Source organism: Zymomonas mobilis subsp. mobilis ATCC 10988, from assembly GCF_000175255.2.
GTDB lineage: Bacteria > Pseudomonadota > Alphaproteobacteria > Sphingomonadales > Sphingomonadaceae > Zymomonas > Zymomonas mobilis.
This window is the reverse complement of record NC_017262.1, coordinates 779211-792714: the sequence shown is the minus strand read 5'-3', so window position 1 is coordinate 792714 and position 13504 is coordinate 779211. Positions and strand designations below refer to the sequence as shown.

Annotated in this window: 10 protein-coding genes and 1 riboswitch; of the genes, 5 read left to right on the top strand and 5 right to left on the bottom strand. The window is 48.0% G+C overall.

Annotation, left to right across the window (positions count from 1 at the left end; translation table 11 throughout):
• Window positions 1-100 precede the first annotated feature (100 nt).
• Window positions 101-631, top strand: a complete 531-nt coding sequence (pal, locus tag ZMOB_RS03465; protein WP_011240124.1) for a peptidoglycan-associated lipoprotein Pal — start codon at window positions 101-103, stop codon at window positions 629-631.
• Window positions 632-808: 177 nt separating this feature from the next.
• Here pal and ZMOB_RS03460 read toward each other — a convergent pair whose 3' ends face one another.
• Both ZMOB_RS03460 and ZMOB_RS03455 read right to left on the bottom strand, forming a co-directional pair.
• Complete coding sequence (locus ZMOB_RS03460; protein ID WP_014500646.1) at window positions 809-1936, bottom strand: glycerophosphodiester phosphodiesterase; 1128 nt, start codon at window positions 1934-1936, stop codon at window positions 809-811.
• 17 nt (window positions 1937-1953) lie between these two features.
• Complete coding sequence (locus ZMOB_RS03455) at window positions 1954-4344, bottom strand: TonB-dependent receptor (protein ID WP_014500645.1); 2391 nt, start codon at window positions 4342-4344, stop codon at window positions 1954-1956.
• A gap of 210 nt (window positions 4345-4554) precedes the next feature.
• Window positions 4555-4664, top strand: a riboswitch (TPP riboswitch).
• Between the two features lie 71 nt (window positions 4665-4735).
• On the opposite strand from ZMOB_RS03455, the gene thiC reads away from it, so the two are divergent.
• Window positions 4736-6550, top strand: coding sequence for a phosphomethylpyrimidine synthase ThiC (thiC, locus tag ZMOB_RS03450; protein ID WP_014500644.1), 1815 nt, complete (start codon window positions 4736-4738; stop codon window positions 6548-6550).
• A 517-nt stretch (window positions 6551-7067) separates the two neighbouring features.
• Here the strand turns inward: thiC and ZMOB_RS03445 are convergent.
• The 3 genes from ZMOB_RS03445 to ZMOB_RS03435 all read right to left on the bottom strand — a co-directional run bounded on the left by ZMOB_RS03445 (window position 7068) and on the right by ZMOB_RS03435 (window position 8546).
• Entirely contained in the window at window positions 7068-7469 is a 402-nt protein-coding gene (locus ZMOB_RS03445; protein WP_014500643.1) for a cell division protein ZapA, read from the bottom strand.
• A gap of 192 nt (window positions 7470-7661) precedes the next feature.
• Window positions 7662-8054, bottom strand: a complete 393-nt coding sequence (locus ZMOB_RS03440; RefSeq protein ID WP_014500642.1) for a nuclear transport factor 2 family protein — start codon at window positions 8052-8054, stop codon at window positions 7662-7664.
• Between the two features lie 210 nt (window positions 8055-8264).
• Entirely contained in the window at window positions 8265-8546 is a 282-nt protein-coding gene (locus tag ZMOB_RS03435) for a hypothetical protein (protein ID WP_012817458.1), read from the bottom strand.
• 214 nt (window positions 8547-8760) lie between these two features.
• Between ZMOB_RS03435 and tkt the strand changes: the two genes are divergently transcribed.
• From tkt to ZMOB_RS03420, 3 genes are all read left to right on the top strand, one after another.
• Window positions 8761-10752: a transketolase gene (gene tkt / locus ZMOB_RS03430; protein ID WP_014500641.1), complete on the top strand. Its 1992-nt coding sequence runs from the start codon at window positions 8761-8763 to the stop codon at window positions 10750-10752.
• Window positions 10753-10801: 49 nt separating this feature from the next.
• On the top strand, window positions 10802-11815 hold the full coding sequence (gap, locus tag ZMOB_RS03425; RefSeq protein ID WP_011240132.1) for a type I glyceraldehyde-3-phosphate dehydrogenase: 1014 nt from the start codon (window positions 10802-10804) through the stop codon (window positions 11813-11815).
• 222 nt (window positions 11816-12037) lie between these two features.
• Window positions 12038-13231, top strand: coding sequence for a phosphoglycerate kinase (locus ZMOB_RS03420; RefSeq protein WP_011240133.1), 1194 nt, complete (start codon window positions 12038-12040; stop codon window positions 13229-13231).
• The last annotated feature ends 273 nt before the right edge of the window (window positions 13232-13504 follow it).

The following is a 13504-nucleotide window of genomic DNA, read 5'->3' as shown; positions in this document are numbered from 1 at the left end:
AGATAATATCCGAGTTGTTCAAGTGATTCGGTGATTATTACTTTCGATATTATTGCTTTTTTCACAGGATGGCAGACATTTTTTGCCGATGAGGTTAATAATGACTAAAAGTAAATTAACAATAAGTCTGTTTGCTGGTCTCGTAGCCCTGACTGCCTGCTCCGATCACCAGCCTAAAACGGCAAGTTTGCCACCGGCACCGACAACCAAAGCACCAGCCCCGACTTCAAACGGTAATGCTGATGTCGGTGCGGTTCGCGATACTGTGGTTCCCGGCTCTCACGCTGATTTCTTGCGTCAGGTCGGCACCGACATGGTGCATTTTGCTTTGAATAGCCATGATCTTGACAGTGAAGCCAAGGCTATTTTGGATCGCGAAATCCAGTGGTTCAAAAAATACCCCAGCACCCGCGTCACGATTGAAGGTCACTGTGACGAACGCGGCACCCGTGAATATAATATCGCCTTGGGTGAAAAACGCGCTGATGCCGTTCGTGACTATTTGGCCAAAGCCGGTGTTGCTAATTCAATCAATGTCATCAGCTATGGTAAAGAGCGGCCATTGGCGATGGGATCGGATGAAGAATCTTGGGCACAGAATCGTCGTGCTGTGACGGTTACGCCGAATTGATCGGTTACTTTGCCTTAAAAATTGATGCGTAAGTAAGAAGAAGGCCACCTTGGATAAAGGTGGCCTTCTTTTTTTGTGTCGGCGGGTTTTGACGATAGAAATTTGTTTTTTTGTCTTGGGATTTAGGTCACCAATGGATTCGCCTTATCGGCAATAAATGTTGTCCGTAAAATGGCGTTACAGTTCTGTAATGGCTAGACGACCGATAGCGGGGTCATCCGTGAAAAAACCATCTAACCCCATGCTTAAATAGCGTCTGATTTCAGCAATTGAGCCTTGGATGTTACGGCTGCTGTCGCCTTCTTGATTGCGTAATTGCCGAGGCAAAAAGATATTTTCCGGTCGACAAGTATAGCTATGCACTAACAGTCCGGCTTCATGCGCGTCTTGTATAAGGCTGGTCGGTTGTAGCCATTGCCCCGTATTGTCTTTTGGAATGAGATATTCATTAGCGGGCCCAATGGCATCAGCATAGCGGCGTATGTCCCGCAAACCCTCTTTAGTTATCAGATTTCTATAGGTTGTTTTGCCACCCGATGCCAGAATATCGGCTGGTGGCACGTCAGGATCGCCAAGTAAAAACATGAGTTTCCAGTTGGGATGATTTTGCCCTATCTTTTGATGGAGATAACGGAGGGCTGTTGGTTCAAATGACTGGATTTCGACAGCTGTCTGACGAGTGTATGGGTGGTGATCGAGTATTTCTACCAGCTTATCTTCAGAGGGAAGTCCTATTTTCCTGAAATGGGTTGGATGCTTAATTTCAGGAATAAGGCCAATATTTTTTCCATAGGCGGTCGAAGTCGCAGCGACAAAGTCGATGACTTCTTCTAAAGAGGGAATTTCAAACCAGCCATTATAGCGACTGTTAAACGGTCTGATTTTGGAGAGCCGTTCGCAGGCACGAAGCTGTTTGATTTCGGCAAGTGTGAAATCACTTGTAAACCAGCCTTCCTGTTCTTTGCCGTCAATAGTCATCACTCGTCGCCGATTGGCAAATTCGGGATGCTGGGCGACGTCAGTGGTATCGGTGATATTGCTTTCGTGACGGGCAATAAGTTTACCGTCTTTAGTTGGCACCAGATCCGGTTCTATATAATCGGCACCATCGATAATAGCTTTGCCATAGGCGGCTAATGTATGTTCTGGCCGTAGGGCAGAGGCTCCGCGATGCGCAAAAATTAGAGGACGGGTCGGAAAAGCCAAGCTGGGAGCTGCAAAAAGGTCTGTTCCTTTTAAGAGGCTACTGCTGCCAAGAAGAGCGCCTGTAGTTTGTAGAAAATGGCGGCGATTGAAGCGGGTCATAGTAAAAGCCTCGAAAATTAGAAACCGGCCTGAACCGTGATGAAGAACATACGGGGCGCAATAGGGAATGCAGTATATTGGCCAGAGGCTTGATTGGTTCCAAGGGTTGACCAGCCTTTTTCATTCGTCAGGTTAGTAATATTGCCTTGGATACGTAAATCACGGACATGGGGAATATTATGGAAAGTATAGCCCGCATTGAGGCCGTAAATCATATAGGAACCGGCGGATAAATCATTGGTAAAGGTGGCCGGACGTTTGCCGATAATATCGCCGGTGATCTGTGCCGAGAAATTACCCCATTCAAAGCTGCCTACGAATTTTTCTGTCCAGTCGGGAACACCGGCTACGCGTTTGCCTGCGGTCATGACTTCGGAACTGCCGTTATTGTAGTTATCGTTATAGACCGAACGGTTATAGGAAAGGGCATTATAGACAGAGAAATGAGGCCCGAATTTCATCGTGAAGGACAAATCCATACCATCTGTCGTCACTGAACCGACATTGGTCAGGATGGTTGCGCTGCCGACGATCGAAGAATTGGTTTGGGTGGTTGAAACGGCCAAGAGCCGATTGGAAAAATGGACATGGTAATATTCAAGCTGTCCACTGAAATGGGTGAGGGGCCCGAAATGAACCTCTCGGTTGGTGCGGATACCCGTTTCATAGGTCCATGAGGTTTCAGGCTTGCCGTGTTTTTTAAAGTCTTCAAAGGCTTCCTGACTGGTAACGCCCCAAGGTGTAGCATTGCCATAGCCTGCAGCTTCAAAACTACGCATATTTTCTTGAATATTGGCAAAAAGCTGTTCGTGAGGCGTGACATTCCATAACGCGCCAAAGGCTGGAAGGAAGGGTTTGGTCGCTGAAATTTTACCACCCGGAACAGTAATCGCGTTTTTGGGAGAAAGAGAGCCGGGGAGGGCGGCAATCGGTAATTTCCCATCGGTATAGACTAATTCAGATTTAAAACCGGCCTGTAAGGTCAGATTATGGGTTATTCGCCATGTATCCTGAAGATGGGTTACAAAAGTGTCTGTATAAAAAGCGTTTTTATATTGTCGGATAAGCGGGTTTTTCGGTCTTTGATAGGGGGTTGAGGGAGAATTAACATCGAGCGCATACCAGTTTCGGGCTTGGGTATTGTCATTACGTTCATACCAACCGCCGACTTCGATAGAATGTTTACCCGTTTTATAATGCAAGGTGGACATTAAGCCGCCTCGATTATCGAGATATTCGGTTGTCCGTGTCGCATAACCCGAATTACCAAAAACAGATTTTAAATTTTGTCCGGGGAAATAGGCTTCGAATAAGGCGGGAAGTCCGGCGGCTTGAATGGGGCCTGCGACGACACCGACACCAGCGTTATGATGATAATAGAATTGATTATCCCATGAAACATTATCGCTGAAATCATGAGTGAATTTTATATAGCCCAAGAAATCTTCGCGTTGGGCATCAGAATAATAATTTCGATAATTCAATCCAGCGGCAGCAGGCGTTGCTCCACTCGCTGAAAGATAATTTTGGGCATAATTAAAATCGGGATACATGGATGGCCGGACATAAATCGAACTAGGCATAACAACGCCATCTTCATTGGGTTCGATCTTTTTTGACCAATCGAAATAGAGGGTCAGCTTGTTACTATCATCTTGGTGAATGAATTTGGCATTGACCTGATTGCCCCCTTGATGCCCGTTAAAATCCCATGCTTTGGCATCTTGTCTTGCCCATGACACATAGGCTTTGTTCCCGTCTCCAAATTCGCCAGTGTCGATACGCGCAAAGGTTCGATAGGTGGAATAACTGCCAAAAGTTTGGCTTATCTGTCCGCCTGCCCGTGAGAGGGGATCGCTGGTTAGAAATTCTAAAGTACCGCCAAGATTGCTGGTTGAGGCCGTCCCAAGCGCGCCCGCACCGGATGAAAGTGAGGCAGATTTTGTGTTTTCACTAATCATTGCCCGCTGGGGTGATAAGCCATTGTAATTGCCATAATCCTGGTCACCTAACGGCACTCCATCCATTGTGTAACCAAGTTGGTTTTTGCTGAATCCATGAATAAAAAGGGAGGAATTCTGTTCATTATTTCCCCATGGATCAGCATTGGTGAAAACAACCCCTGGTAAAATAGCAATGGCTTTTACCGGATTTAAGCCGGGAAGAAGACGCTGTATTTCAACATGGCTGACGCTTTGCTCGGAATGGGTCTGCCGTGCGGTAACAACAAGGTCAGCCCCTTTATCGGCCTCTTTCCCATTTGTTGTTTTATTCGTTACTTCGGGGACTGAGTCTGCTTTTGTTGTCTCTGTCTGCGCTTTTTCAAGGCTAGGCGTTGCCCCTAAAGCAATGCCGGGAAGAAGAGAGGAAAGCGTAAGCCAACAACATGAAAAAGCGATTTTGCGCACAGATTGTATCCCCTGTAACTTGATTGCAGGAAGGGGATAAGAGCTGATTTTTGCATCAATATTTCAACAAAATGTCATTTATGTTTCATATTCTGAGTGTGGTTTATTTGTATCGTTCTTTTTTGTTGCAAAACATGTATGTGAAATCGTTTTTTATCGGCAAAAGTCATTTGATCGGGTTGCTATCCTTTTCCTTTCGGCGTAATGACAGAGGCATCCCCGGGGGGCCGTATAAATACGGCTGAGAATGAGCTGATTGCTCTAACCCGTCGAACCTGATCCGGCTTAACACCGGCGTAGGGAGGGAAGGCATCAGACCTTGCTTCTTATCCGTCGGCCGAAAGCCTTTTTCCGGTCGGCCTGATGGTTGACCTGCAAGAAGGATGCATAAATGGCTGATATTTCCGATCAGAATATTCCCGGTCACGTCACGACCGGTCCGATTCGTGGTTCCCGTAAAATTTACGTTGAAGGTAAAAATGGCATTCGCGTGGCTATGCGCGAAATCGACCTTGAGCCTTCTGCCAATGAACCACCCGTTCGTGTCTATGATTGTTCGGGACCTTATACTGATCCCAATATTAAAATCGACATTGCCGCTGGTTTAAAACCGCTTCGCCGTGAATGGATTTTGGCGCGCGGTGATGTTGAAAGTTACGAAGGTCGCGAAATTAAACCCGAAGATAATGGCCAGTTGGGCCCTGATCGTTCGGGCGGCGTGCCACCTTTCCCCAATGTAAACCATCATCCTTTGCGTGCCAAAGCGGGTGCCAATGTCACCCAGATGCATTATGCCAAAAAAGGCATTGTCACGCCGGAAATGGAATATATTGCTATTCGTGAAAATTGCGGTCGTGCCCAGATGAAAGAGGCGATGATCCGTGATGGCGAAAGTTTTGGCGCGAATATTCCTGATTTTATCACGCCTGAATTTGTTCGTGACGAAATCGCCGAAGGTCGTGCAGTTATTGCCGCCAATATCAACCATCCTGAAGCAGAACCGATGATTATTGGCCGGAATTTTCTGGTTAAAATCAACGCCAATATCGGTAATTCAGCAGTGGCCTCGGATGTCGCAGCCGAAGTCGAAAAAATGGTCTGGGCCATTCGTTGGGGTGCCGACACGGTGATGGATCTGTCCACTGGACGGAATATCCACGATACTCGCGAATGGATTTTGCGGAATAGTCCTGTTCCGATTGGAACGGTGCCGATTTATCAGGCTTTGGAAAAAGTAAATGGTATTGCTGAAAATCTGACATGGGAAGTTTTCAGAGATACCTTGATCGAACAAGCCGAGCAGGGTGTTGATTATTTCACCATTCATGCCGGTGTTCGTTTGGCCTATATTCCGTTAACGGCAAACCGTATTACCGGTATTGTCAGCCGCGGCGGTTCGATCATGGCAAAATGGTGTTTGGCACATCATCAGGAAAATTTCCTCTACACCCATTTTGAAGACATCTGCGAAATCCTGAAACGCTATGATATTGCCTTTTCTTTGGGCGATGGTTTGCGTCCGGGTTGTATTGCGGATGCCAATGATCGCGCCCAATTCGCTGAATTGGAAACATTGGGCGAATTGACCAAAATTGCATGGAAGCATGATGTTCAGGTTATGATTGAAGGCCCGGGTCATGTCCCGATGCACAAGATCAAGCCGAATATGGATAAGGAATTGGTCGCTTGCCATGAAGCGCCTTTCTACACCTTGGGGCCGTTGACGACGGATATCGCCCCTGGTTACGATCATATCACCTCGGCAATCGGTGCGGCCATGATCGGATGGTATGGCACGGCGATGCTGTGCTATGTTACCCCGAAAGAACATTTAGGTTTGCCTGACCGTGATGATGTGAAAGTCGGTGTTGTGACCTATAAGCTGGCGGCGCATGCAGCTGACTTGGCGAAAGGGCATCCGACAGCGCATTTCCGCGATAATGCTTTGTCTCGCGCGCGTTTTGAATTCCGGTGGAAAGATCAGTTCAATTTGAGCCTCGATCCCGATACCGCAGAATCCTTCCATGATCAGACCTTGCCCGCAGAAGGGGCGAAAGCTGCCCATTTCTGTTCGATGTGTGGCCCGAAATTCTGCTCGATGAAAATCACGCAGGAAGTTCGTGAATTCGCCGCGCAAGGCATGGAAGAAATGAGCGATCAGTTCAAAGAAAAAGGCGGGGAAATCTACCTTCCTGCCGCGGAATAATTCTTATTTTGCTTACTCCCTAGTTTACCCTTGTTCCCTGTCCCTGTTCTGTTCGTCAGAACAGGGATTTTTTTGTCTGTTCGCTGAAAATTCTAAGCTGATTTGAGACGGGTGGGTATGAGGATGCAAAATAGAAAAAGGGTGACCTGTTTTTTGTGAAGCCCCATCGCTATTTAGCTCGACAGTTAACGATGCTGAGAAATATTTCGAGTCGATTAGTCTGGTTAGTTAGACCAATGCTCTGTCCGTATGGTTTGAAGAGCGATAAGAGAGATCGCAGAATTATAATCCGCTATTGGATGCGGTCATTCTAAGAAAAACAGTGTCATTGACCTGTATATTAAAGTGGCGGAACCGCTGCCAGGCCGTTTGCTTGAATATCCACTGACGCCCAAACGTCAGGTGGGCACCGTATGCATCGAACCAAGATTCGAACAGGGACAGCTCCCTTGGATGTATTTATAGCCTCAGGGATAATTGCTAGAGCGCGCACCGCGCAGAACCGCCGTCTGCCTATTTAGGATGCTTGCGCTTCATCATCAAGGCGATTTACGATATTTTCCATTCTTTCTGCATAGTCTTCGATCAAAACTGCCAGTCGTTCTTTTTCCTCTTGCTCCATTTTTAGCTTTTCCTGACAAAGTTTTAGGCTTTCCGTCAGTTGATCTTTTTGCTGCTGGAGCTGTTGATTTTGGGATTCTGCATCGCTGGCTTCGCTTTTGATGTCTTCATTTTGATCGGCCAGCAACAAAGAGGCCAGCATTAAACGTCTGATATCGCCTGCGACATGGAGTTGTTCGCTGACCTTTGCGACTTCTTTATCGACAATATCAGCAAGGAAGCGAAGGCGGTTTTCATCACCATCGCGGCAGGCCAGCTGATAATTACGCCCGCCAATTATTATATCTACTTGCGCCATAATCTGTTCCTGTCTTCAATGTTGCCGGTTTTGTGGAACAGTCACCTTCGTCACTTTATCCCTTTATAAACGCAACAATTACAGGATAAAATACAGAGCTTTTAGGTCTCTGCCAATGACAGGGGACGTGCATTGGCAGGGTAATAGAGTTAACGGCTTGAAGACCTGTTTTTTTACTATAATGAAAGAATCTTATTGAACTGAGCCTAGCGCTTGATCCCCTTCTTTGCCTTCAAGCGGATGCGTTAATTCGTCAACAAAGGCAATTTTTCCATCTCGAAAGCTGTAAAAAGCGACGACTTTGATCCGGCTTTTCTCACCAGAAGCCCGAGTGACATGGGCAATATGCACGGTTGCCGCCGCATCATTATTACTGATGATATGCTGAATATCAATTTCGAGTGCTTTTAATTTTTGGCGCAAGGCTTTGATATGAATAAGAAAATCATTAAGCCCTAATTCTTTGCCGTCAACAAGTTGGCGATAATCTTCTGTAAAAAAAGCCAGCATTTCTTCTGCCGGACGGTTGAAGTCGCTAAGCGTTTCAAAAACCTGCCGAACTAATTGCTCACTATTCTGTGCCATACTTTCTATTCCCCCGCCTAGGATGGATAAGAGAAAGTAATGTTGGTTCTTGCCTGCCTATATTCAATCACGCAGGCAGATTTTTAATGATTCCACGATGTCCATTTTGACAACTGCAACAATAGGAGCCGTTAGATATTTTGCCACTCATTATTTATAATTTATGGCTCTTGCTTTTGTGAGAGGGCGGATGATTCCGAAGGTAGCTTTTTATTTCTTTTCTTGAGAGGCTTCTGAGGCTTTCGCATCAGACAGACTGTCTGCCAGCTTTTCTCTATCTTCTTTTGTTGGGAAAGAGCTTTTATAGGATTCTTGGATGTTTCCAGACAGAAGACTGTCGATACGAGCCAAGGCCTGTTCAGTCGCTTCGCGTAATTTTTGGTAACGCGCAGCAATATCATGATCGGCTATACGCCGGTGGTCTGCTTCTTCCAGACGGATAAGAGCCTGTGACAGACGGTTAAGGGCATGTGAAAGACGATCTTGAGGCATATCTAGCCCATAGCATGTTGAGGCTATGCCTCAATATGGCCTTTTATTGTTTTTATAGGGTTTTTTGCATCTAAAGGTTATTCTTTGTCGTGCGTGGCTGTCCGGCATGTTGACCTTTCCGGTGGCAAAAGACTAATAAAGCCGCGTCTTCCAGTTTCTGTCATTTTTGGCCGGAAATATCGACCTTTTCTTCCAATTTTTTAGGTATCTTGTAATGTCTGTTCCGTATCGACACCTCGCTAATGCCATTCGTGCCTTGTCGATGGATGCTATCCAGGCCGCTAATAGCGGGCATCCGGGGTTGCCGATGGGTATGGCAGATGTCGCAACCATCCTCTTTGGGCGCTATTTAAAATTTAACCCCAAAGATCCGACATGGCCGGATCGTGACCGCTTTGTCTTGTCCGGTGGTCATGGATGTATGCTGCTTTATTCCCTGTTATATTTGACTGGATATGATGAACCTAGCTTAGAGGACATCCAGAATTTCCGGCAGCTGGGTAGCCGTTGCGCGGGTCATCCTGAAAATACTTTGCTGTCAGGGGTTGAAGCAACTACGGGCCCTCTGGGACAGGGAATCGGGATGGCGGCTGGAATGGCCTTGGCTGAACGTCATTTGAAGGCTCAATTCGGTGAAGATATCGTTAATCACCGTGTTTGGACCATTGCCGGTGACGGATGCCTGATGGAAGGTATTAACCATGAAGTTGTTGGGATTGCGGCTAGACTGGGCTTAGGAAATCTTAATGTTTTGTGGGATGATAACGGTATCACCATCGATGGTGACGTTACTATTTCACGCAAAGAAGACGTGATGGCGCGTCATCGTGCCTGTGGTTGGCATGTTGTGGCTTGTGATGGTCATAATACAGAATCCATTATCAAGGCCATGGATGAAGCTATTGCTGATCCTAGACCTTCCTTGATCGCTTGCCGGACAACGATTGGTTATGGTTCCCCAGGAAAACAGGGGACGGCGGCCGCTCATGGAACGCCATTAGGGGAAGAAGAAATTCTGTTGACCCGTGAGGCTTTGGAATGGACTAGCCCTGACTTTACTGTCCCCCATCACATCCTGAAAAAATGGAAAGAACTGGGCACGCGTCATCTTGACGAATATCACGCATGGAAAGAGCGCCTTGAGGCGAATAAAGATAAAGACGAATTTTTGCGGATCACTAAGGGGCAGTTGCCGCAAGATTTTGATCTGACAGACCATAAGAACAATATCATCAGCTCGGCTATGCCGATGGCAACTCGTAAAGCCTCGGAAATGGCTTTGAGCGTTCTGATTCGTCAGTTACCGGAATTGGTTGGCGGTTCGGCTGATCTTACGCCGTCTAATAATACCAAGCCCAAGGGCATGACGACCCTATCGTCAGCTGATTATGGCGGTCGCTACATCCATTACGGTATTCGTGAATTCGGGATGGCGACGGTGATGAATGGTCTGGCCCTTCATGGTGGGGTTATTCCTTATGGCGGTACTTTCCTTGCCTTTTCTGATTATAGCCGCCCTGCAATCCGACTGTCGGCTTTGCAAAAGACAAGAGTCGTCTATGTCATGACCCATGATTCGATCGGTGTTGGGGAAGATGGCCCGACTCATCAGCCGATTGAACAAGTTATGTCTTTGCGTTTGATTCCTAATTTAAGAGTTTTCCGGCCTGCTGATTCGGTTGAAACGGCAGAATGTTGGGAACTGGCCTTGAAAAATATTGATGGCCCCTCATTAATAGTTTTGTCCCGTCAGAACTTACCGTTGCTACGCGAATCGGCGGATGAAAATCTTTCGGCGCGCGGGGCTTATCGTCTCCGGTCGGCTGTTGCCAAAAGGCGGGTTATTTTGATGGCAACAGGATCAGAGGTTTCCTTGGCTGTTGAGGTCGCAGACCTCCTAGAAACAGCAGGTTTTGGGGCAGATGTCGTGTCGATGCCGAGTTGGACCTTGTTCGATCAACAACCCGAATCCTATCGTAATGACGTTTTGCCCGATCAGCCTCAATCGACAATTTTACGCGTTTCGATCGAAGCAGGGACGACAATTGGCTGGGAACGGTATACTGGAATAAATGGTCTTCGTTATGGTATTGATGTTTTTGGTGCATCGGCCCCGGCGAATGATCTATATGCTCATTTCGGCTTGACCGCAGTCGGCATCACGAACAAGGTGTTGGCCGCGATCGCCGGTAAGTCGGCACGTTAAAAAATAGCTATGGAATATAATAGCTACTTAATAAGTTAGGAGAATAAACATGGCGGTTAAAGTTGCGATTAATGGCTTCGGCCGTATCGGCCGTCTGGCTGCGCGTGCAATTCTGTCGCGTCCGGATTCTGGACTTGAACTGGTTACCATCAATGACCTGGGTAGCGTTGAAGGCAACGCTTTCTTGTTCAAGCGTGACAGTGCACATGGCACCTATCCGGGTACCGTTACCACCGAAGGTAACGACATGGTCATCGATGGCAAGAAAATTGTTGTCACCGCTGAACGTGATCCGGCCAATCTGCCGCACAAAAAGCTTGGCGTTGATATCGTGATGGAATGCACGGGTATCTTCACCAACACCGAAAAAGCTTCTGCTCATCTGACCGCAGGTGCCAAGAAGGTTCTGATTTCTGCTCCGGCTAAAGGCGATGTTGATCGCACCGTTGTTTATGGTGTGAACCACAAAGACCTGACCGCAGATGACAAGATCGTTTCCAACGCATCTTGCACCACCAACTGCTTGGCTCCGGTTCTGCATGTTCTTCAGCAGAAAATCGGTATCGTTCGTGGTTTGATGACCACCGTTCACAGCTTCACCAACGATCAGCGCATCCTCGATCAGATCCATTCTGATCTGCGTCGTGCCCGCACGGCCAGCGCTTCCATGATCCCGACCAGCACCGGTGCTGCCCGCGCTGTTGCTCTCGTGATCCCGGAACTCAAAGGTAAGCTGGATGGTATCTCCATCCGCGTCCCGACCCCGGATGTCAGCCTTGTTGACTTCACCTTCGTTCCGCAGCGTGACACGACCGCAGAAGAAATCAACAGCGTTCTTAAAGCCGCTGCTGACACCGGTGATATGACTGGCGTTCTCGGTTACACCGACGAACCCCTCGTTTCCCGTGACTTCTACTCCGATCCGCACAGCTCCACCGTTGATAGCCGTGAAACGGCTGTTCTCGAAGGTAAGCTGGCTCGCGTTGTTGCATGGTATGACAACGAATGGGGCTTCTCCAATCGTATGGTCGATACCGCTGCTCAGATGGCTAAAACGCTCTAGTTTTTGCGATCTTATCGGTAAAAGGGTTGTCCCGCTTTTTGTCCTTGTGGCAAGGGGCGGGATGCCTCTTAATTACTGCAGTTAGTTATTAAGCTGATTGCAGCATTAACCTCCTGATACAGGCCCGTTATGGGATATATCCGTTATAGCTGGGTCTCGTAAGGAGGCTGTCTCCGTTATCAGATCCGCTTTATGATATAAGGCGGCCAAAAGGAGGATATAATGGCTTTTCGTACATTAGATGATATTGGTGACGTCAAAGGTAAGCGCGTTCTTGTTCGCGAAGATCTGAACGTTCCTATGGATGGCGATCGCGTTACGGATGATACTCGTCTGCGCGCTGCAATCCCGACCGTTAATGAATTGGCTGAAAAGGGCGCCAAAGTCCTTATTCTGGCTCACTTCGGTCGTCCAAAAGGTCAGCCGAATCCTGAAATGTCCTTGGCTCGCATCAAAGATGCGCTGGCTGGCGTTCTGGGTCGTCCGGTTCACTTCATCAATGACATCAAAGGTGAAGCTGCAGCAAAAGCCGTTGATGCCCTGAATCCTGGTGCCGTTGCTCTTCTTGAAAACACCCGCTTCTATGCTGGTGAAGAAAAGAATGATCCGGCTCTGGCAGCAGAAGTAGCTAAGCTCGGCGATTTCTATGTCAATGATGCTTTCTCGGCTGCTCACCGCGCCCATGTTTCGACCGAAGGTCTGGCTCACAAGCTGCCTGCTTTCGCTGGTCGTGCCATGCAGAAAGAATTAGAAGCTCTTGAAGCTGCCCTTGGTAAGCCGACCCATCCGGTCGCAGCCGTTGTCGGTGGTGCTAAAGTTTCTACCAAGCTCGACGTTCTGACCAACCTTGTTTCCAAGGTTGACCATCTGATCATCGGTGGTGGTATGGCTAATACCTTCCTCGCTGCTCAGGGTGTTGATGTTGGTAAATCGCTTTGTGAGCATGAGCTGAAAGATACCGTTAAAGGTATTTTCGCTGCTGCTGAAAAAACGGGCTGCAAAATCCATCTTCCGAGCGATGTCGTTGTCGCCAAGGAATTCAAAGCCAATCCGCCGATCCGTACCATTCCGGTCAGCGACGTTGCTGCTGACGAAATGATCCTTGACGTTGGCCCGAAAGCCGTCGCTGCTTTGACCGAAGTTCTGAAAGCTTCCAAGACCTTGGTCTGGAATGGCCCGTTGGGCGCTTTCGAAATTGAACCTTTCGATAAAGCCACGGTTGCTCTCGCTAAGGAAGCCGCTGCTTTGACCAAAGCCGGTTCTTTGATCTCTGTTGCTGGTGGTGGTGACACGGTTGCCGCTCTTAACCATGCTGGTGTGGCAAAAGACTTTAGCTTTGTCTCAACGGCTGGTGGTGCTTTCCTTGAATGGATGGAAGGTAAAGAGCTGCCGGGTGTTAAAGCCCTCGAAGCTTAATTTTCCAGAAGAAGGGGGCGGCTTTTTTAAGTCGCCCTTTTTTTGTCTTTTTTAGATAAAAGAGGCTTTTTAGGCTTGCCTCTTCTTTTTAAAAAATTAACCTGCGACCTGCGACCTGCGACCTGCGACCTGCGACCTGCGACCTGCGACCTGCGACCTGCGACCTGCGACCTGCGACCTGCGACCTGCGACCTGCGACCTGCGACCTGCGACCTGCGACCTGCGACCTGCGACCTGCGACCTGCGACCTGCGACCTGCGACCTGTTTGGGTA

What these genes read in the sequence shown, in the direction of transcription:
- ZMOB_RS03440 (WP_014500642.1), bottom strand. Translation starts at nt 8,054, where the DNA reads ATGGCACAGAATAGTGAGCAATTAGTTCGGCAGGTTTTTGAAACGCTT.
- gap (WP_011240132.1), top strand. Translation starts at nt 10,802, where the DNA reads ATGGCGGTTAAAGTTGCGATTAATGGCTTCGGCCGTATCGGCCGTCTG.
- pal (WP_011240124.1), top strand. Translation starts at nt 101, where the DNA reads ATGACTAAAAGTAAATTAACAATAAGTCTGTTTGCTGGTCTCGTAGCC.
- ZMOB_RS03435 (WP_012817458.1), bottom strand. Translation starts at nt 8,546, where the DNA reads ATGCCTCAAGATCGTCTTTCACATGCCCTTAACCGTCTGTCACAGGCT.
- thiC (WP_014500644.1), top strand. Translation starts at nt 4,736, where the DNA reads ATGGCTGATATTTCCGATCAGAATATTCCCGGTCACGTCACGACCGGT.
- ZMOB_RS03420 (WP_011240133.1), top strand. Translation starts at nt 12,038, where the DNA reads ATGGCTTTTCGTACATTAGATGATATTGGTGACGTCAAAGGTAAGCGC.
- ZMOB_RS03460 (WP_014500646.1), bottom strand. Translation starts at nt 1,936, where the DNA reads ATGACCCGCTTCAATCGCCGCCATTTTCTACAAACTACAGGCGCTCTT.
- tkt (WP_014500641.1), top strand. Translation starts at nt 8,761, where the DNA reads ATGTCTGTTCCGTATCGACACCTCGCTAATGCCATTCGTGCCTTGTCG.
- ZMOB_RS03445 (WP_014500643.1), bottom strand. Translation starts at nt 7,469, where the DNA reads ATGGCGCAAGTAGATATAATAATTGGCGGGCGTAATTATCAGCTGGCC.